Annotated in this window: 20 protein-coding genes and 4 tRNA genes; 4 read left to right on the top strand and 20 right to left on the bottom strand. The window is 37.7% G+C overall.

Features of this window, described 5'->3' with window-relative positions; all coding sequences use genetic code 11:
- Positions 1-14: 14 nt before the first annotated feature.
- The 14 genes from tuf to ABD682_RS09745 all read right to left on the bottom strand — a co-directional run bounded on the left by tuf (position 15) and on the right by ABD682_RS09745 (position 9,774).
- On the bottom strand, positions 15-1,202 hold the full coding sequence (gene tuf / locus ABD682_RS09810; protein ID WP_344741115.1) for an elongation factor Tu: 1,188 nt from the start codon (positions 1,200-1,202) through the stop codon (positions 15-17).
- A 70-nt stretch (positions 1,203-1,272) separates the two neighbouring features.
- A tRNA-Thr gene (locus ABD682_RS09805) sits at positions 1,273-1,344 on the bottom strand.
- An 11-nt stretch (positions 1,345-1,355) separates the two neighbouring features.
- Positions 1,356-1,428 (bottom strand) — tRNA-Gly (locus tag ABD682_RS09800).
- Between the two features lie 65 nt (positions 1,429-1,493).
- A tRNA-Tyr gene (locus tag ABD682_RS09795) sits at positions 1,494-1,576 on the bottom strand.
- A 36-nt stretch (positions 1,577-1,612) separates the two neighbouring features.
- Positions 1,613-1,686 (bottom strand) — tRNA-Thr (locus ABD682_RS09790).
- Between the two features lie 100 nt (positions 1,687-1,786).
- Complete coding sequence (hpf, locus tag ABD682_RS09785) at positions 1,787-2,089, bottom strand: ribosome hibernation-promoting factor, HPF/YfiA family (protein WP_344741114.1); 303 nt, start codon at positions 2,087-2,089, stop codon at positions 1,787-1,789.
- A gap of 38 nt (positions 2,090-2,127) precedes the next feature.
- Entirely contained in the window at positions 2,128-3,018 is an 891-nt protein-coding gene (locus tag ABD682_RS09780; protein WP_344741113.1) for a tyrosine-type recombinase/integrase, read from the bottom strand.
- Positions 3,019-3,100: 82 nt separating this feature from the next.
- Entirely contained in the window at positions 3,101-3,295 is a 195-nt protein-coding gene (rpsU, locus tag ABD682_RS09775) for a 30S ribosomal protein S21 (protein ID WP_344741112.1), read from the bottom strand.
- Between the two features lie 75 nt (positions 3,296-3,370).
- Positions 3,371-4,546: an acyl-CoA dehydrogenase family protein gene (locus ABD682_RS09770; protein ID WP_344741111.1), complete on the bottom strand. Its 1,176-nt coding sequence runs from the start codon at positions 4,544-4,546 to the stop codon at positions 3,371-3,373.
- A 26-nt stretch (positions 4,547-4,572) separates the two neighbouring features.
- The gene (locus ABD682_RS09765; protein WP_344741110.1) at positions 4,573-5,436 is read right to left on the bottom strand and encodes a ComEA family DNA-binding protein; all 864 of its coding nucleotides are present in this window, start codon (positions 5,434-5,436) and stop codon (positions 4,573-4,575) included.
- 12 nt (positions 5,437-5,448) lie between these two features.
- Positions 5,449-7,110, bottom strand: a complete 1,662-nt coding sequence (locus ABD682_RS09760) for an alanine/glycine:cation symporter family protein (RefSeq protein ID WP_344741108.1) — start codon at positions 7,108-7,110, stop codon at positions 5,449-5,451.
- A 99-nt stretch (positions 7,111-7,209) separates the two neighbouring features.
- Entirely contained in the window at positions 7,210-8,232 is a 1,023-nt protein-coding gene (locus ABD682_RS09755; RefSeq protein ID WP_344741107.1) for a potassium channel family protein, read from the bottom strand.
- A gap of 2 nt (positions 8,233-8,234) precedes the next feature.
- Entirely contained in the window at positions 8,235-8,462 is a 228-nt protein-coding gene (locus ABD682_RS09750; RefSeq protein ID WP_344741105.1) for a PspC domain-containing protein, read from the bottom strand.
- Positions 8,463-8,502: 40 nt separating this feature from the next.
- Positions 8,503-9,774, bottom strand: coding sequence for a DUF2851 family protein (locus ABD682_RS09745; protein WP_344741103.1), 1,272 nt, complete (start codon positions 9,772-9,774; stop codon positions 8,503-8,505).
- Between the two features lie 91 nt (positions 9,775-9,865).
- Here ABD682_RS09745 and ABD682_RS09740 point away from each other — a divergent pair, with 91 nt between their 5' ends.
- Entirely contained in the window at positions 9,866-10,261 is a 396-nt protein-coding gene (locus tag ABD682_RS09740) for a DUF2721 domain-containing protein (RefSeq protein ID WP_344741102.1), read from the top strand.
- 124 nt (positions 10,262-10,385) lie between these two features.
- On the top strand, positions 10,386-10,886 hold the full coding sequence (locus tag ABD682_RS09735; protein ID WP_344741099.1) for a CIA30 family protein: 501 nt from the start codon (positions 10,386-10,388) through the stop codon (positions 10,884-10,886).
- Positions 10,887-10,888: 2 nt separating this feature from the next.
- On the opposite strand, the gene ABD682_RS09730 is transcribed toward ABD682_RS09735, so the two are convergent.
- Entirely contained in the window at positions 10,889-12,247 is a 1,359-nt protein-coding gene (locus tag ABD682_RS09730) for a pyridoxal-phosphate dependent enzyme (protein WP_344741097.1), read from the bottom strand.
- A gap of 164 nt (positions 12,248-12,411) precedes the next feature.
- The gene (locus ABD682_RS09725; protein WP_344741096.1) at positions 12,412-13,647 is read right to left on the bottom strand and encodes an ABC transporter permease; all 1,236 of its coding nucleotides are present in this window, start codon (positions 13,645-13,647) and stop codon (positions 12,412-12,414) included.
- Between the two features lie 8 nt (positions 13,648-13,655).
- On the opposite strand from ABD682_RS09725, the gene ABD682_RS09720 reads away from it, so the two are divergent.
- On the top strand, positions 13,656-14,876 hold the full coding sequence (locus tag ABD682_RS09720) for an exo-beta-N-acetylmuramidase NamZ family protein (protein ID WP_344741095.1): 1,221 nt from the start codon (positions 13,656-13,658) through the stop codon (positions 14,874-14,876).
- Here the strand turns inward: ABD682_RS09720 and ABD682_RS09715 are convergent.
- Positions 14,867-15,703, bottom strand: a complete 837-nt coding sequence (locus ABD682_RS09715) for a sterol desaturase family protein (protein WP_344741093.1) — start codon at positions 15,701-15,703, stop codon at positions 14,867-14,869. The genes ABD682_RS09720 and ABD682_RS09715 overlap by 10 nt on opposite strands.
- Positions 15,704-15,725: 22 nt before the next feature.
- Positions 15,726-16,217: a YkgJ family cysteine cluster protein gene (locus tag ABD682_RS09710; RefSeq protein ID WP_344741092.1), complete on the bottom strand. Its 492-nt coding sequence runs from the start codon at positions 16,215-16,217 to the stop codon at positions 15,726-15,728.
- Between the two features lie 58 nt (positions 16,218-16,275).
- On the opposite strand from ABD682_RS09710, the gene ABD682_RS09705 reads away from it, so the two are divergent.
- A complete protein-coding gene (locus tag ABD682_RS09705; RefSeq protein ID WP_344741091.1) occupies positions 16,276-16,980 on the top strand; it encodes a class I SAM-dependent methyltransferase in 705 nt (234 codons plus the stop codon).
- Here ABD682_RS09705 and ABD682_RS09700 read toward each other — a convergent pair.
- Positions 16,977-17,390, bottom strand: coding sequence for a hypothetical protein (locus tag ABD682_RS09700; protein ID WP_344741089.1), 414 nt, complete (start codon positions 17,388-17,390; stop codon positions 16,977-16,979). The two genes, ABD682_RS09705 and ABD682_RS09700, sit on opposite strands and share 4 nt — an antisense overlap.
- Positions 17,391-17,411: 21 nt before the next feature.
- Positions 17,412-19,025: an amidohydrolase gene (locus tag ABD682_RS09695; protein ID WP_344741088.1), complete on the bottom strand. Its 1,614-nt coding sequence runs from the start codon at positions 19,023-19,025 to the stop codon at positions 17,412-17,414.
- Positions 19,026-19,045: the final 20 nt, after the last annotated feature.

The raw sequence follows: 19,045 nt of genomic DNA, 5'->3' as shown, positions 1-19,045 counted from the left end.
TAATGTTTAACTGTTTAGTCTAAAATCTCAGTTACCTGACCAGCTCCAACAGTTCTACCACCTTCACGGATTGCGAAACGTAAACCTACGTTCATTGCAATTGGTTGAATTAATTCAACAGTGATAGTTAAGTTATCTCCAGGCATAACCATTTCTACGCCATCAGGAAGCGAAATGTTTCCTGTTACGTCAGTTGTACGTACGTAGAACTGAGGACGATAGTTATTGTGGAATGGTGTGTGACGACCACCTTCTTCTTTTTTCAAGATATAAACCTCTGCTTTAAATTTAGCGTGAGGTGTTACAGAACCTGGCTTAGTGATTACCATACCTCTAGAGATTTGGTTTTTCTCGATACCTCTTAATAAGATACCAGCGTTATCACCAGCTTCACCTCTGTCAAGGATTTGACGGAACATTTCAATACCAGTAATAGTAGATGTTAATTTCTCAGCACCCATACCGATGATTTCTACAGGATCACCAGTTTTAGCAACACCAGTTTCGATACGACCAGTTGCTACAGTACCACGACCAGTAATAGAGAATACATCTTCGATAGGCATCAAGAAAGGCTTGTCCATATCACGAACTGGCTCTTCAATCCAAGAGTCACAAGCTTCCATTAATTCCATTACAGTATCAACCCACTTTTGCTCACCGTTAAGTGCACCTAAAGCAGAACCTGCAATTACAGGACCGTTATCACCATCATATTCGTAGAATGATAATAAGTCTCTGATTTCCATTTCAACTAGTTCTAATAACTCTTCGTCATCAACCATATCCACTTTGTTCATGAATACAACGATACGAGGAATACCTACCTGACGTCCTAAAAGGATGTGCTCACGAGTTTGTGGCATTGGCCCGTCAGTTGCAGCTACTACTAGAATAGCACCGTCCATTTGAGCAGCACCAGTTACCATGTTCTTAACGTAATCCGCGTGACCTGGACAGTCAACGTGTGCGTAGTGACGTTTTGCAGTTGAATATTCTACGTGAGACGTATTAATTGTAATACCTCTTTCTTTTTCTTCTGGTGCGTTATCAATTTGATCAAATGATCTCGCTTCTGATAAACCTGCATCAGCTAATACTTTAGTAATAGCAGCAGTTAAAGTTGTTTTACCGTGATCTACGTGTCCAATAGTACCTATATTAAGGTGTGGTTTTGAACGATCGAAAGTTGCCTTTGCCATGTTTTTTAAAAAATTTAATCTTAGTTATATAATATATTAGTGTACTTTTTGTCATTCTTTAAAAATATAGAGCCAATGACGGGATTTGAACCCGTGACCTCTTCCTTACCAAGGAAACGCTCTACCCCTGAGCTACACCGGCTTAAATATTAGAGCGGGAGACCGGGTTCGAACCGGCGACATTCAGCTTGGAAGGCTGACGCTCTACCAACTGAGCTACTCCCGCAATTATTTAATGCCCAAAATTAAAGCGATTAAAACACAATCATTATTATAATTATGTTAAAAAAGTGGGGAGAGCAGGATTCGAACCTGCGAAGTTAAAAAACAACAGATTTACAGTCTGTCCTCGTTGGCCGCTTGAGTATCTCCCCTGACCTTAATTTTATGCACTCTTTTTAAAGAACTTGAGCCGATGGAGGGACTCGAACCCACGACCTGCTGATTACAAATCAGCTGCTCTAGCCAGCTGAGCTACATCGGCTTTTTTAATGCTTTTATACACAAAAAAAGCCCGTTATTTCTAACGGACTGCAAATGTATATATTTTTATTTTGAATCAAAACATTTTTTGAGAAATTTTATTAGGAATACGCTCTTAATTTTTCTTTTCTCTTTTTAAGTTGTCGTTCTAATGATGAAGCCGCCATATCGGCACCTTCTTCAAATGTTTTACATTGTTTTTTCACGACAAAACTATCGCCGGGAACACTTATTTTGGCCTCGAAAATTTTATTTTCTTTAGCGCTAGTATTTTCAACCTTTAAAAAAACATCCGATTTGATGACCTTATCATAGAATAATTCTAATTTGTCCATACGTTTTTGAATGAAATCGATGAGCTTTTGATCGGCATTGAAGTTTACCGACTGCGTGTTTACTTTCATACTACATTTCTATTTTAGGTTAGACAATTATAAATGCTCTATTTTTGGCTTCTTGGATGAGCTTTAACATGCACCTGCTTTAATTTGTCTATACTATTATGAGTATATACCTGGGTGGCAGCTAAGCTGGAGTGTCCAAGCAATTCCTTTACAGCATTTAAATCCGCACCCTGATTGAGCATGTGAGTTGCAAAAGAATGTCGTAGTATATGCGGACTCTTTTTTACTTTCGAGGATGCTTTACTAAAGTAATCATTTATAATTCTGTAGACAAGTGTTTCATAAATTTTAACGCCTTTTTTAGTTAAAAAAAAGTAGTTTCCATCGGTCATCTTTTCCAGAGCGGAACGTTCCTTTAAATAGTCTTCAATACTATTTTTAATAGAGGGTAATAATGGAATTATTCGTTCCTTATTTCTCTTCCCTAACACCTTTAGGTTTTTAAAATCGGAATCAAAGCTATCTAGTTTTAAATTAATCAGTTCTATACGCCTCATCCCCGTAGCATAAAACAATTCAATGATAAGCTTGTCGCGACAACCTTCAAAATCAGATTCAAAATATAATTGGGTGAGCGCCTGATTTACCTCCTGCTCTGAAAACGGAACCTGGACTTTCTTTTTGGTTTTTAAAGCACGGTGTTTCTGTAGCGGGTTAATGTCGATCACTCCGGATTTCAATAAAAATTTATAATAACTGTTTAAGGCGGAAATTTTTCGGTTGATACTTCGGTTCGTTAAACCGTCTTCAACTAAGGAAACGATCCATTGTCTCACATGGGAATATTGAACCTGTTCAATCTGGAGATCCTCATCTTCCTGACCTAAAAAAGCAGAGAATGCTTCTAAATCGGTTTTATACGCGTTGGCCGTTAAGGTTGCGTATTTTTTCTCGAGCATTAAGTAATCAATAAAAGATGATATGGCCATAACAATTTAAAAGTACGAAGAATTCAAAATATAACAGCAAAAAAAATCCCGCGAATTGCGGGATCTTATTTTATAAATGCTGTTAAATATCTTCAGCGTCTCTGAGTGACTGAATGTATTGCGCTTTTTGAATTTGCGCTCTACGCATCACGGAAGGTTTAGTAAACTGCTTGCGTGTTTGTAACTGACGTTTTGTTCCCGTTCTATCGAACTTTCTTTTAAAACGCTTCAACGCTCTGTCTATATTTTCTCCTTCTTTAATAGGTATAATTAACATAGGCCCTAACCTCCTCTCTTTTAGAATTTGTGCGTGCAAAGATAGAAACTATTTTGAATTATAAAACAGTTAATTTTATTTATTTTTTGTTGCAGGTTTATACTCCTTTTTATCGATAATAATTTTGGCCAGAATCTCTCGTAGAATTTCTGAGGTCCCTCCGCCTATTGGCCCTAACCTACTGTCGCGCAATAATCTGGCCATAGGGTAATCTTCCATATATCCATAACCTCCTAAGAACTGCAGACACTGATAGATAACCTCATCGGCAACTTTGGTTGTTTTAAGTTTGGACATCGTAGCTTCCTTAACCACATACTCACCTTTATTCAAACGGTAGGTTACCGAGTAATTAAATTCTTTACAAATCTCAACTTCAGTATATAAATCAGCAATTTTATGACGCAAGGCCTGGAACCGATCTATAGATTTTCCGAAAGCATGGCGCTCCTTCATATATTGCAAAGCATACTCTAAAGCATACTCGGCACGCGCATGCGCATTAACACCCATGATCAATCGCTCTAAAGCGAAGTGCTGCATGATATAACTAAAACCTTTGTTTTCTTCACCCAATAAATTATCAACCGGAATTTTAACATTATCAAATGCAATTTCCCCGGTATCTGAAGCACGCCAGCCCAACTTGTTCAACTTGGTTGCCGATACACCTGCCGCTTCGCGATCTACCACAAAAATACTGATACCCTTATTCCCAAGATCCGGATTTGTTTTAGCTGCTACGATAAGATAATCACTGTAAACACCATTTGTAATAAATGTTTTTGAACCATTCAATAGGTAATGGTCGCCTTTTTTTACAGCTGTTGATCGCATACCTGCCACATCACTGCCACCAAAAGGTTCCGTGATACACAAACAACCTATTTTCTCTCCTGTGATACTTGGTGTTAAGTAACGTGCTTTAATATCATCGCTTCCTTCTGCATTCAGGTGGGTCATCGCTAAATAAACATGCGCCCAAATGGCCGCCGCAAATCCGCCGGAATTAATTTTTTGAAGTTCTTCTAATAATATAATGGTATAGAAAAGATCAAGATCTAAACCGCCATAGGCTTCAGGATAAGCGATCCCAAAAAATCCCATGTCGCCAAATTTTGTCCAAATCTCTCGATCTATAGTTCCGCTTGCTTCCCAAGTTTCAATATGAGGAACCACTTCTTTTTTTAAAAAATCCTGTAAACTTTTTCTAAAAAGATGATGCTCTTCAGTGAAGTACATACTATTCATTAAATTTCTTTTTCTAGATTTCTTTTTTATTCGATTTGCAAATATAATTGAATTATCTCGATTTTATCCGCAGGAAATCCTTTAACTTTTTTTAGTTCATCCCAACTTTTAAAACCCTCTCTCAAAGTACGTTCCTCTATGATATTATGCGCTAATGGATAATCTATATGTTGAACCGTTACAAGATCGTCAATCGATGCCGTATTAATGTTAATCCTGTTAATCTTTCTTGGTGATTTTACTGTAAACTCTTTTTTTATATTTGAAATGGTTTCCGGGGTTAAACCGTAAACATCCTGAAGCTGAATATCACTAATAAAACCATCCACAAAGCGATTTCTGTATTTTATAATTCTATCTGAAAGAACCGGACCTACTCCACTAATAACTCGCAGCTCCTTGGCTGTGGCTGTATTCAAATCGCCTTTTTGAGCAAAGGTTAATATTTTCTCTGTTGAAGAAACAGTTGCCTTTTGATTTTTGGTCCACTCCGGAAATTTTAAATAAGGTATAATGGAATCTAAGAGCGCATCTGAAACTTGAGTAACCGACTGAAATTGGGCTACAGAATTGATCCATTTTCCCTCTTTTCTAAATGCTAGCAGTCTATCGATCTCTTCATTACTCATGCCGAATAAAGAACCTCTGTAATCATTAAAATAATTGGGATTAACAGGATACAATTTCGGAGTCCTATTATTCAATTCTATGCGTTTCAAGGAGTCCACTTCGCGTTCAAGGGAGGCAATTACTGCTGATTTAACAGGTATTTCCGGTTCAGAAAAACGGAGGTAGAAGTAAACTACTTGTAAAACCGCAATAATAACAAGCAATAAAAAAATCCCATGACGTTGTTGTTTTGAGAACGTAACATGGGATTTTAAATTCATTTATACAATATTTTATCCAACTTCCTGAGTGCGCGTATCTTCTTCAGACACTTCAGCATCCATTCCGCCGATCTTAATAGCATTGAAATACTTCTTCAACTCCTTGTTAACTTTAGGAGACAAAAGTACAAGTCCTATAATGTTTGGGAATACCATAGCGAAGATCATGGCATCCGAGAATCCAATTACGGCGTCTAAACTTGAAGATGCACCAACAATAAGAAACAACAAGAATAATACTTTGTATACAATATCAGTTCTTTTTCCTTTTCCAAATAAATATTTCCAGGCTTGTAATCCATAATACGACCATGAGATCATGGTTGAAACAGCAAATAAAACAACCGCAATAGCCAATACTATTGAGAAATGCGGAATAGCTGAATCGAAAGCCACTGAGGTTAGGTCTACACCTCCAATGGGTTCATTAGTTCCATTTAAAATAACATTACTGGCGGCATCCAAATTACCATAAGTAAATAGTTTATGTTTTGCATTTGTAATAATAATCACGATGGCTGTCATGGTACAAATAATAACAGTATCCACGAATGGTCCTAATAAAGCTGTTAATCCTTCACTGGCGGGGTATCGGGTTTTTACTGCAGAGTGTGCTATGGACGCAGAACCTACACCAGCTTCGTTTGAGAAAGCCGCACGTTGGAAACCAACAATCAATACTCCAACAACACCACCAAAGGCAGCATTAGGATTTATGGCGCCATCCCAAATTTCACCAAGTGCAAACGGGATCATATCATAGTTTATTCCCAGGATCACTAATCCAGCACCTACATAAATAATGGCCATGAAAGGCACTACGCGTTCTGTTACAGATCCTATTCGTCTGATACCACCAATAATTACAAGACCTACAATAAATGCAAGAGCAATACCTATAAATAAACCGGCATTAGAACTTTCAAGGTTAGCGAGGTCGATAATTTGAGAGGCAGCTTGATTCGATTGGAACATATTTCCACCTCCGAAGGAACCACCAACACACATGATAGCAAAAAATACGGCAAGAACTTTACCGAAGCCTTTCATACCCATTTCGCCCAGACCGGTAGTTAAATAATACATGGGACCACCGTAGGTTTTTCCATTTTCATCTACCTCGCGGTACTTTACACCCAGTGTACATTCTACGAACTTCGAAGCCATTCCTAAAATACCGGCAACAATCATCCATATCGTAGCTCCGGGACCTCCAATAGCAATTGCTACCGCTACACCGGCAATATTACCTAAACCAACAGTTGCAGAAAGTGACGCTGTTAAAGCCTGGAAGTGGGATACTTCTCCGGGAACCTCTCCTTCAATTTTAATAGCCCCTTTTATCTCGCCATCTTCAACTTCAATTTCTTCATCGGCGGGAACATGATGATCCAAATGATCATATTTACCCATGGCTGTTTTTATACAAATTTTTATGTATCTGAAATTTACACCCCTAAAATAAATTGTGAAGAATGTAGCCCCACCAATCAATACGATAAGTACTATTGGCACGTCTTTTCCAACAATAGGTATCGTGTAAAAAACCAGATCAACCAGTGGTTTGGTATATTTCGCGAAAGCATCGTTGATGGCTTCTCCGACAGTTTTTTCTTGAGCAAAAATTAATAACGGTGAAATAAGTGTAAGTATTGAAAGAAAATATTTCTTCATAGTTATTTTTTGTTAGTTTTTATAGTTTTTGAAATAAAAGCAGCAAGATGATAAAAAAAAATGATTATATAAAAAAATGGTTGTTAAAATGAGCAGATATCAATGGATATTAAATTCCTTATTTAAGGCTTCTATTTGCTCGGGTCTCCCTAATACGATAATTCGGGAATTGGGTTGTAATTTAAGTTCCGCTTCAGGATTTACGGTGTATTCACCATTCATGTCTTTATAACCAATTACAGTACAACCAGTTCTGTATCTCAGGTCTAAATCTTTAATAGTTTTTACAGAATCGGTATCGTAAAGTTTTTCAACAGCTAGTTCTTCGATATTAATATTCGATTTCCCAACAATGGATAAATTATCCACAAACTCCATCAATCCAGGCACCACCACCAAAGAAGCCATATGATCGCCACCAATCTTATCGGGTAAGATCACATTATTAGCACCTGCAAATTTCAATTTATCATAAGATGATTCATTGGAAGCTCGACTTATAATATTAATTGATTTATTGATCTGGCGGGTTGAAAGCACCACAAATAAATTATCCGCATCATTTGGCAGGGCAGAAATAAAATTAGAGGCACGGTCTATTCCTGCCTGCAACAATACTTCATCCTCATTGGCATTACCAATTACATAAGGTACACCATCCATTTGAAGTCGTGGTTCAACATCTTTGTTCCTTTCAATAACCACAAACGACTTTTTGTAGGCTTGTAGTTTTGTTACAGCTTGCTTTCCATTTCGCCCATAACCACATACCACCACATGGTTTTTCAGTTTGTCAATCTGTTTTTGCATCTTTTTATATTTTAATTCTTCCAAATTGTTTTTACTTAGGATGTATTCGGTAATAATAGATAAAGCATAACCTACGATAACCACACTGCCAATAATTAAAAATACTGTAAATATTTTTGAGTACGGATCCAAGGGAGCCACTTCACCAAAACCCACTGTAGTCATGGTAATCACGGTCATATATAAGGCATCGACCCAACTATAGTGGGCAATCATTCGATACCCAAAAACACCAACACACATTACAAATCCCACTAGAAATAAAGCAAGATAAATTTTGGTCCTAAAAAATCGAATAAGGTGGTTCGTCATAATTATAAATCGAATACTGAGGAGCGCTTGGTGTAAATCAAATCTTTAATACGCATCCAAAAGGCCAAAAATAGATACAGGGCAAATCCAAAACCCAAAGTTACAAATGTGAGATACATGAACGAAGTACGTACCACTTTAGCTCTAATACCGAGCCGGTCTGCAATTCGCTGACAAACATAGTAGCCTCGTTTTTGAAAAAATAATAATAATTTATAAAACAGGTTCATAGCTGCAAGGTAATATTAAGTTTTAAATTTCTGAAACAAATTATCTACTTAAAAGAGAATTACCAATGGCACATTGTAAACACTGGTTTTTATCACAATAATGCGTCTTTAATTCAATAAGAGCCTGTGTTTCCAAAGCCGATTTTGATGTGACATTTAAATGTTTAAATCCGGAGATGATATTATTGGATTCAGCCTTAATCGATTTTGACAGACTAACAAGGTTATCACTGTTGTGACTTCCTTGCTTTTTTTGATAACAAAAGATGAGGGGTATTATGGTATTTATAAGGATGAGATCGATAAAGGCATGCGATACCGATTTTTTCGAATATTTTGAAACCGCAAAAAACGTGTAGTGTGTATTCCAAAATTCAGATGCTGTCGATTTTAAAAGATCATAAAAACACGCTTTGGTATTGCATTCTAATAATTTTGAAAACAGGTTTTCCTCCTGATGATATAATTGAGCCAATTGAGACAAACGAATTGTTGGAAAATTCAAAGGTCGTAAACGAAAAAACTGTAGCGGCAATACCGAGTCCTGGTTTAAAGTAAATTTCTGTTTTAAAAATTGAAAATCTTTCCTTAATTGCTCGTGATATAAGGTTTGCGGTTCCTTTTCTAAAAGCCCGGCCTGGCCAAGCAACAAGGCCTCCAACGCTTGAAGATTGCTTTTGGTTTTTCTGATTATTGAATAATCAATGCTATTAGCCAGAGTCAAAAATGCGTCTCCATTTATTTTTGATCCGAAACTTTTACAGAGCATTTTGAAAAGGACGGCCTCCCAATCATTTTTACTTTCCTCAAGCAGTTGAAGTATGGCTTTAGTTTTTTGTTCCAAACGATTAAAATACAAACGCTCCAACCAATGCTGAAGTAAAAAATCATCTACATACTGAAAATCATTTTCACAATTAATCCATTTTTTCTTCTCTTGAAATAAATGTTGATAACTTGATATCAACTCAGGATTTATATAGTCTTTGAGAATCAAAGTTGGTATAGGTTGATTGGTTTTTCTAAATATTGGCGTATCGTGTTCCCAAACCACATGCAATATCACATTATCATAGGTTTTATCTATTTCATGCTGATGCAAATACCAATCAGATGATTTGATATGAATTTCTACATTTCCAGCCCATAGTTGGTGACCTATATTTAGACGGGCATTAAAAAAGTCCGGACCCGCATTCAGGTTGTGCTCACCAAGAGCGATAATTTGAACCGGTTCTCCACGATCCGTTTTTAAATTGGTGGTGTGAAACTTTTTAAATTTCCATAAAAAATGTAAAAAATCCTCTCGCATTGAATAAAACTAATCGCCATTAAATGAAGCACCAAATTTCGCAGTCGTATTATACCACAATTCAATACCTTTGAAAAAAATTAATCGATAAATGGAACAATTAACTCTCAGTACTCCGGCTTTATTGTTTTCTGCTATTTCATTGATCATGCTGGCCTACACCAACCGGTTTTTGGCTTATGCCAATGTTATTCGGGATTTACACGACAAATATTTAAAGCAAAAAGATTCAATTTTAATTGCACAAATCAAAAATATTAAACAACGGCTCTATCTAACCCGGGCTATGCAAATCTTTGGAATTACCAGTTTATTACTTTGTGTTTTAACCATGTTTTTAATTTACATACAACAACAAACCATTGCCGTTTGGATATTTGGCCTGGCACTGCTACTTTTAATTGCTTCTTTAGGACTTTTAATCGTTGAAATACAGATTTCTGTTAAAGCTTTGGAACATCATATTAGCGATATCGAAAAAAATTGATTTTGTAAACTTTTTCTGCTATATTGACGAGATTTTAAAAATTAACCTACCTACAATTTAGAATTTTTATGGTCTCAAAAAGGCCAAATGGCATTCTTCAAACGTATTTTTTTTATTAAGCCCTATGATCTTATTACCAACTATGAACTTGTATCAATTTAACTCAAATAATTCACCTCTAGATTGGCTGCTCGTTGACGATATTGTCATGGGTGGAAATTCGTGCGGTAATTTCAGTGTAAATGAGGCTGAAATTGGTGTTTTTGAAGGTGAAATCTCTTTGGAAAATAATGGTGGGTTTTCCATGATGCAACATTTTTTTCCAAAAATCCAGGTTAAAGACTTCAGAAAAGTCCTCATCAGATTGAAAGGCGATGGAAAAACCTATCAATTCCGAGTAAAATCAACCAGTAAAGATTATTTCTCGTACATTAAACCTTTTACAACCAGTGGTCATTGGGAAACCATTGAAATCCCTTTTGAGGAGATGTATCCTGTATTTCGCGGACGAAAATTACACAAACCCAATTATGCAGGTTTAAGCATGGAAATGATCGCTTTCTTGTTTGGAAATAAAAAAGAAGAATCCTTCAGGTTGGAAATTTCAAGTATTGATTTGGAATAAATTTATAAAGAACTAATAATATCAGATTTTGTTACGATCTGATGTTTTCCATTCTCTAATGCTACCAAAACAGCATTGTTTTCTTTGGTAAATAATTTTGAAATAGCTTCAATTGAGGTGTTTTTCGACACGATCGGAAAGGGCTTATTCATAACTTCCTTTATCGGAAGATCTGAAATGTTTTTATTCTCCATATATTTTCTCAACAGATCAGCTTCATCAATGGCTCCAACGAAACCTGTGTTGTCTTCCACGGGAATTTGTGAAATGTTATAGGTTTTCATGCGTTCAATAGCGTGCCAAACCAATTCTTCTGTCTTTACCGTAACTAATGGCTTATCTTCAGAATGACTTATGAGATCGGCAGCAGATTTTGCGTTGTCTTCTATAAAACCACGCTCGCGCATCCATTCGTCGTTAAACATTTTACCTACGTAACGACTACCATGATCATGGAATAACACAACCACAACATCATCTTTTGAAAATTTATCTTTTAATTGCAATAAGCCTTTTACGGCTGCTCCTGCAGAATTGCCCAGGAACATACCCTCTTCTTTGGCTAGCTTTTGGGTGTAAATTGCAGCGTCTTTATCTGTTACCTTAATGAATCCGTCTATGATATCGAAGTTCACATTTTTTGGCAAAATATCTTCGCCTATACCTTCGGTTATGTATGGATAGATCTCATTTTCGTCAAAAATCCCAGTTTCATGATATTTTTTGAAAACAGAGCCATAAGTATCAATACCCCAGATTTTTATATTTGGGTTTTGTTCTTTCAGGTATTTACCTACACCAGAAATGGTTCCACCGGTGCCAACCCCAACAACAAAATGAGTCACCTTACCATCGGTCTGTTTCCAAATCTCAGGGCCCGTACTTTCGTAATGCGCAGCAGTATTACTTAGGTTATCGTATTGGTTAACATACCAGGAATTTGGTGTTTCTTCGGCCAGTCTCTTAGAGGTAGAATAGTATGATCTGGGATCATCAGGTTCTACGTTGGTTGGACAAACCACAACTTTACTACCAACGGCGCGCAGAATATCCATTTTTTCTTTGGACTGCTTATCGCTGATCACGCAGATCATTTTATAACCTTTTACAATGGCAGCCAAAGCCAGACCCATTCCGGTATTTCCTGAGGTTCCTTCGATGATGGTGCCTCCTGGTTTAAGTCGCCCGTCGGCTTCGGCATCTTCAATCATTTTAACCGCCATACGGTCTTTAACGGAGTTTCCGGGATTGAAGGTTTCGTATTTTGCCAGAACCAAACAGGGTAATTCTTTGGTAAGCGTATTGAGTTTAACCAAAGGTGTATTCCCAATGGTTCCTAATATGTTTTCTGCGTATTCCATGGTTTTAATTTCATTGCAAATTTAGGATAATTGTCGCAGTTATGAACTTTAATGGGAGCAATTATCTGCGTTAGGCCTGCCTGCCGGCAGGCAGGGATTGTAGCTGGCTACCTTGCAGCGCGAAAAGCCCGACCCGAGTGTGCGAGGGTAACGCCCAAAATAAATTAATCGAAACGAATGGCTCTAACCGGAGAAATTCTGGTAATGAGATACGATGGAATGAGCAGCATAAGCAAACATAGAACGAGTGTGCCCATGTTTAGGGCTGCAATGTAGCCGAAACTTAAATAAACCGGTGCTTTACTAACATAATAAACACTGGGATCGAGAGGAAATAATCCAAATAATTTTTGTGCGTAAAGGAGTCCCAGACCTATAATATTGCCCCAAAATAAACCTAAAATAATAAGGTATGAGGCGTTGTACAGAAAGAGTTTACGAATGCTCCAGTTGGTGCTTCCAAGGGCCTTAAGAATCCCTATCATTTGGGTACGCTCAAGGATGAGTACCAGAAGTGCGGTAATCATGTTGATGCCGGCTACGAGGATCATGATGCCAATGATGCCGTAAATATTGGTATCGAAAATACCGATCCATTCGAAAATAGAAGCATATTTCTCAGTAACCGTTTGCGTATTAAGGGTACTTGGTGTGTTTTTATATACCTCTGCGCTTATGGTATCCAAATCTGAAAAATCGTTTACGAAAACTTCGAAATGCCCTATTTGATCATCTTCCCAACGGTTAATCCGCTGGATGTGCCGAATATTGCCCAGAAGAAATTGTTTGTCCAGATCCTGAAAACCGGAATTATAGATTCCTACCACGTGAAATTTTATGATATTGGGCAGTTTTTCAGGATCGTCCTTGGCGAAAATCATTTGAAAATCATCGTTAACTTTAAAGTGCAATCGATTTGCTAGATATTGTGAAATGATGACCTCAGTACTCCATTTTTTTTCGAAATTTGGAATCCGCCCTGCCACCAAAAAATCTTTGAAATACGACCAGTCATAATCCTGTCCTACACCTTTCAGAGTGGCACCTTCAAAATCGGTTTCAGTTCGGATCACGCCAAATTTATTGGCCACCGCCTGAATATGACTTACCCCGGGAACTGATTTAAACTCGGGATAGAAATCCTGTTGGGTAGAAATGGGATACAGGCTTTCCTCTGAATTGTTACTATCAAAATTAGAAATGGTCATATCGCCGTTAAAGGCAACTACTTTTTCACGAATTTTTTTTTGTAAGCCCACACCGGTTGCAATAGTAATCATCATCACCACAATACCAATCGCAATTGCCGCGATACCAATTTTTATTATTGGAGCCGATATACTACTTTTATACGCTTTACTACCAATGATGCGTTTAGCTATAAAATACTCGTAATTCAATTTTTATAATGGGCTTTAAGATTTTCAAAAATACTGTTTTATTATGTCTTTTAGTATTAATTTCCTGTGCAAACTCGACGCACTCCAAAACTATTAAGGTTTCCGATACTTCGAACACTGAAAAGCCTATTGTAGTTGGTGCAAATCGATTAGACCTTTATCTCCCCGATCTACAAGGAAAGCGCGTGGCTGTAGTGGCCAATCAGAGTTCTGTGATCTTTAAAGATGAAACTGAAACCAGCTTCACCCATTTGGTTGATTCTTTATTGGATTTGAAGATCGATGTTAAAAAAGTTTTTGCTCCGGAACACGGCTTTCGTGGTAAAGGTGATGCCGGTGAATTAATTGCGAACAGTACCGATGTGAAAACAGGATTGCCTATTATTTCACTTCACGGAACCCACCGAAAACCAAGGCAAGAGGATTTGAGCGATGTGGATATCGTGGTGTTTGATATTCAGGATGTTGGTGTGCGATTCTATACCTATTTATCAACCATGCATTATGTGATGGAAGCTTGCGCTGAAGCGGGAATTCCCGTGATTATATTAGACCGGCCAAATCCAAATGGACATTATATTGACGGCCCAGTTTTGAAACCGGAACACAAGAGTTTTGTAGGATTGCATCCGGTGCCGTTGGTTTACGGGATGACGATTGGGGAATATGCTAAAATGATCAATGGTGAACATTGGTTGGCGGATTCTTTGGTTTGCGATTTGAAGGTCATTCCTTTGGAAAACTATACACATGAAACACCTTATAGTCTACCTATAAAACCTTCTCCTAATTTACCCAATGATCAGGCAATCAATCTTTATCCAAGTTTAGATATTTTCCGTGGCACGGTAATTAATGTAGGGCGCGGTACCGATATGCAAATGCAGGTTTATGGTGCGCCTTTTTTTCCGAAAAGTGAATTTAGTTTTACACCGCGATCGAATGAAGGCGCTACGCATCCGCGTTTTGAAAATCAATTGTGTTATGGTGTGGATCTACGAAATGAACCGCGATTGAGTGCATTCAACTTAAAATATTTGATCGACGCTTATGCCAAAACACCTAAAGATGTAAGCTTTTTTGGCCCTACTTTTACGGCTCATGCCGGAAATACAGAACTCCAGGAACAAATTGAAGCAGGAATTTCTGAAGATTCTATTCGTGCCTCCTGGCAAAAAGATATTGACGCCTTTAAAGAGATTCGGAAAAAATATTTGCTTTACGATTGATCCGTCATCGTGGGCCGCTGATACTTTTGAAAAGGCTGCTTCAAGAGTTTCCCGATATGGCTATTCGCTTTTTCATCGGGAAAAACATCCACGCCATACACGATCTTTTCGGTATCTAAGGATTTAAATGTACCCAATAAACGATCCCAAACAGAAAAAATATTACCATAATTGGAATCTGTATACGGTAAGCGATAATGGTGATGTACTTTATGCATATCCGGTGATACAATAACATAACTCAAGGCCTTATCCAGTTTTTTCGGCAACTTGATATTGGCATGATTAAATTGTGTAAACACTACCGATAGAGATTGATACAGAATCACTAAAGCAATGGGTGTTCCGATAATAAAAATACCCATCAATGTGAATACATAGCGTATAATGCTCTCCAAAGGATGATGCCGATTAGCGGTGGTTGTATCTACTTTATGATCAGAATGATGCACCAGATGAATCATCCACAAGGGTTTTACTTTATGCTCAATAAGATGCGGTAAATAGGCGCCAATAAAATCAATAAGAAAAACGCCTAAAATGGTGTATAACCAAAGTGGCATTTCAGGAAGCCAGTTTAAAATCCCAAAGTTATTCGCCATCACCCAATCCGATGATTTTAAAAATAAAAAGGCCAATGGCAGATTTACCAAAATGGTTGTTAAGGTGAAAAATATGTTTGGAACAGCATGCTTCCATTTATGATATTTAAATCCGAACAAGGGCACAATGCCTTCGATGATCCAGAAAATAGTCAAGCCACCAACAATAATTAAAGCGCGATGCAGGGATGGAATGTGTTCAAAATAATTTAGTATAGCTTCCACGATTTTTTTGTTTTAAATATACTTATTTTATCCTTTCTTTCATAGCCTCCACAATATTGAAAGCCGCCGGACAGATAGCCACATTTTTCATGGTTAAATTTGAAATCTGCTGAAATTTTTTCCGATCGGTATGAGGAAACTCACGACAAGCCTTTGGTCTTACCTCATAGATCGAACAATAATTATCGGCGCCTAAAAAAGTACAGGGCACAGATTGTAAAACAAAATCATTGTCCTCATCAATCCGCAAATAGGTTTCGATAAATTGTTGTGGTTTCATTTTGAAATGTTTCGAGATCCGGTCGATATCTTTGTCGGTAAAAAGTGGTCCGGTCGTTTTACAACAATTAGCACACTCCAGGCAATCCGTACGTTCAAATTCCCGATCATGCAAATCCTGCATGATGTAATCCAAATTTTTAGGTGGTTTGTTTTTTAATTTGGAGAAGAATTTTTTGTTTTCGTTTTGCTTATCTTTAGCGAGTTCAGGGAGTTTATTAAGAAATTCTTGCATGATGTAAAAATACTATTTTTAAGCTACATTTTAAATGAATTCTAAAGCTTACAAAACTATGAAAGATCTCTTTGGAAAGGCCTTATTAGATTATCAAAACGGAAATTACACAGAAGATATTATTACATCTACCAGTATTTCTGACGACGATGTGTTGCCTTTACCCTATTTGTTTCGCGATTTTGATGCTATGCCTAAAATCGAGCAAACCGCTTTGGAGCTGAGTCGTGGTAAAGTTCTGGATGTAGGATGTGGTGCGGGAAGTCATAGTTTATACCTTCAGGAACAAGGATTAGAGGTTAAAGCCATTGATATTTCGGAGCGAGCCATTAGCGTCGCAAAGGAACGTGGTGTGAAACAAGTTGAAGTTCTTTCGGTTTTAGATGAAACCGATACTTTTGACACCATTTTACTTTTGATGAACGGTACCGGTATTTTTCAGGAAATTTCACAGGTTTCAAAATACCTGAAGCGCTTGAAGAACCTGCTAAAACCGAGTGGTCAAATATTTATTGATTCTACCGACATCAAATACATGTATGAAGATGACGATGGTGGTATATGGGTAGACACCAATGCAGGCTATTATGGCGAACTTGATTATTACGTTAGCTATAAAGGCGAATCTGAAATTCCTATGAAATGGCTTTATCTGGATTTTGAGACCTTAGCTATGGCTTGTGAAACATTAGGTTTGCAATGTGACATGGTTCAAAGCGGAGAACATTATGATTATTTGGCCAGAATTACAAAAACACCTTAGCGCCCATCTCTAATAAATACGTGCCTTGAAGGACCATGACCATATACCAAGCGCTTATTATTAAGTTCTTTTATTTGTTCTTTAACACTACCAAAGGAATACACCAATTCAATATAAAATCCTTCTTTTTCCCTGCTTATTTTCACGGTAGACTCCGTGATCTCGAAGTCGCTATTTAACTCAGTATGTTCCGCTTTAGGCGGTAAATTCAATTCTTCAAGAACATCCACCGTACCTGTGCCTTTTTCAAAGTGAAAGCGATAAATTTTATTCCGGGAATCTTGTTTTAAAAGCCAATCTCCTTCCAAGGTATTCTGGACCTCTGAAACGGTGTTACAGCAATCAAAGTTTTGAGCATAGGTGAAACCTGCGAACATCAAAAAGCACACTATTGAAAAAAGTTTTATCATGGGTTTTGATCAAAATAATAATTATCGCGCCAGGCCATCGATAAAGGTTCCCAGAACATTGATGTTTGGAACGTCGTCAATAGGAACAGTCATAATATCCTTATCCAATACAATAAAATCGGCGAGCTTTCCTGGTTCAATACTGCCTTTTTCATCTTCTTCAAAATTCGAATAAGCTGCCCAAATGGTCATTCCTTTTAAAGTCTCCTCCCGACTCAAGGCGTTTTCCATTTGAAAGCCACCTTCCGGATAGCCTTCCAGATCTTTTCGAGCAACTGCTGCATAAAATGTTAGAAACGGACTCACTTTTTCCACCGGAAAATCGGTACCCAATGCAACCTTTCCATAGGTATCCAAAAGTTCTTTGTAGGCGTAACCACTTTTAATGCGCTTAGGTCCAACCCGATCCTCAGCCCAGTACATATCACTGGTCGCGTGTGTAGGTTGTACTGAAGGAATAATATCATCGAACAATTTAAAATCCTCAGGCGATAAAATCTGCGCATGTTCTACACGCCAGCGTCTGCCCTTTTCTCCGTTCAAAACGCTTTTGTAAGTGTTCAATACAATATGATTTGCCGAGTCGCCAATAGCGTGAGAATTCATTTGGAAATCTGAAGCAGCGATACGTTTGGCAACCTCTTGCAATCGCGCGTAACTATGGGTTAAAGTCCCGTAATGGTCCGGACGATCGCTATACGGCTTTCGCATAGTAGCACCTCGGGAACCCAAAGCACCATCGGCGACATATTTAAAGCCTTTTATGTGCAGACGATCGGTTTTAGTCGGACCCTGTTTTAAATAATAATCTAAATTCTCATCAGAGGCATACGGCATAGCGTATACCCGAATATGCATTTCACCGGCTTTCTGTAAACTGTCAATAAGATCAATATTTGGTTTGTACAAACCGGCCTCATCAACTGTGGTCAATCCATAATCCAAACAAATACGTTCAGCATCTTTTAAAGCCTGTGCTGCCGTTGCGATTGAAGGAGGTGGAACAATATTGAAAACAGGTCCCTGAGCCGCATCTAATAAAACACCGGTAAGTTTTCCGTCCCTTTTTATGATCTCGCCACCTTCAATTTCTGTATTTTCGGTGATGCCACTAAGATCTAAAGCCGTCTGATTTACCAACAGCGCATGTCCATCGATCCGTGACACTGCCACCGGTGTATTGGGAAATACTGAATCTAATTTATCTTTGGTTGGAAATTCTTTTACTAACCAGTCATTTTGATCCCAACCTCTACCGGTAATAAATTCAGGGTGTTTTTGATTTTTGAAGTCGACCATTCGGGCAATCACCTCATCATAACTTTTCGTACCGAAGAGTTTCACTTCCTGTTCCCCGAGTCCCATGCGATAAAAATGGCAATGTGCATCAATAAATCCGGGAACAATGGTTTTTCCATCCACATCAATAATAGAATCGGCAGCGTAAGTATTAATAATATCTTCAGAAGATCCAACAGCAACAAACTTTCCGCCTTTAACAGCAAAGGCCTCTGCTTTCGCAAATTCCGAGTTTACAGTATAAACATTGGCATTAATCACAATAAGGTCTGCCTGCTTTTTAGAGCTACAGGAAACCAAAAGAACAAGTAAGAAAATTTTAAGAAAGCGCTTCATAGTATTTCAGTTAGTGATGG

It is taken from the genome of Gaetbulibacter aestuarii, from assembly GCF_039537665.1.
Lineage (GTDB): Bacteria > Bacteroidota > Bacteroidia > Flavobacteriales > Flavobacteriaceae > Gaetbulibacter_A > Gaetbulibacter_A aestuarii.
The sequence above is the reverse complement of the archived record's forward strand: the minus strand, read 5'-3'. Positions and strand labels throughout refer to the sequence as shown.

Coding starts and splice junctions, on each gene's coding strand:
- tuf (WP_344741115.1), bottom strand. CDS start 1,202: ATGGCAAAGGCAACTTTCGATCGTTCAAAACCACACCTTAATATAGGT.
- hpf (WP_344741114.1), bottom strand. CDS start 2,089: ATGAAAGTAAACACGCAGTCGGTAAACTTCAATGCCGATCAAAAGCTC.
- ABD682_RS09780 (WP_344741113.1), bottom strand. CDS start 3,018: ATGGCCATATCATCTTTTATTGATTACTTAATGCTCGAGAAAAAATAC.
- rpsU (WP_344741112.1), bottom strand. CDS start 3,295: ATGTTAATTATACCTATTAAAGAAGGAGAAAATATAGACAGAGCGTTG.
- ABD682_RS09770 (WP_344741111.1), bottom strand. CDS start 4,546: ATGAATAGTATGTACTTCACTGAAGAGCATCATCTTTTTAGAAAAAGT.
- ABD682_RS09765 (WP_344741110.1), bottom strand. CDS start 5,436: ATGAATTTAAAATCCCATGTTACGTTCTCAAAACAACAACGTCATGGG.
- ABD682_RS09760 (WP_344741108.1), bottom strand. CDS start 7,110: ATGAAGAAATATTTTCTTTCAATACTTACACTTATTTCACCGTTATTA.
- ABD682_RS09755 (WP_344741107.1), bottom strand. CDS start 8,232: ATGACGAACCACCTTATTCGATTTTTTAGGACCAAAATTTATCTTGCT.
- ABD682_RS09750 (WP_344741105.1), bottom strand. CDS start 8,462: ATGAACCTGTTTTATAAATTATTATTATTTTTTCAAAAACGAGGCTAC.
- ABD682_RS09745 (WP_344741103.1), bottom strand. CDS start 9,774: ATGCGAGAGGATTTTTTACATTTTTTATGGAAATTTAAAAAGTTTCAC.
- ABD682_RS09740 (WP_344741102.1), top strand. CDS start 9,866: ATGGAACAATTAACTCTCAGTACTCCGGCTTTATTGTTTTCTGCTATT.
- ABD682_RS09735 (WP_344741099.1), top strand. CDS start 10,386: ATGATCTTATTACCAACTATGAACTTGTATCAATTTAACTCAAATAAT.
- ABD682_RS09730 (WP_344741097.1), bottom strand. CDS start 12,247: ATGGAATACGCAGAAAACATATTAGGAACCATTGGGAATACACCTTTG.
- ABD682_RS09720 (WP_344741095.1), top strand. CDS start 13,656: ATGGGCTTTAAGATTTTCAAAAATACTGTTTTATTATGTCTTTTAGTA.
- ABD682_RS09710 (WP_344741092.1), bottom strand. CDS start 16,217: ATGCAAGAATTTCTTAATAAACTCCCTGAACTCGCTAAAGATAAGCAA.
- ABD682_RS09705 (WP_344741091.1), top strand. CDS start 16,276: ATGAAAGATCTCTTTGGAAAGGCCTTATTAGATTATCAAAACGGAAAT.
- ABD682_RS09700 (WP_344741089.1), bottom strand. CDS start 17,390: ATGATAAAACTTTTTTCAATAGTGTGCTTTTTGATGTTCGCAGGTTTC.
- ABD682_RS09695 (WP_344741088.1), bottom strand. CDS start 19,025: ATGAAGCGCTTTCTTAAAATTTTCTTACTTGTTCTTTTGGTTTCCTGT.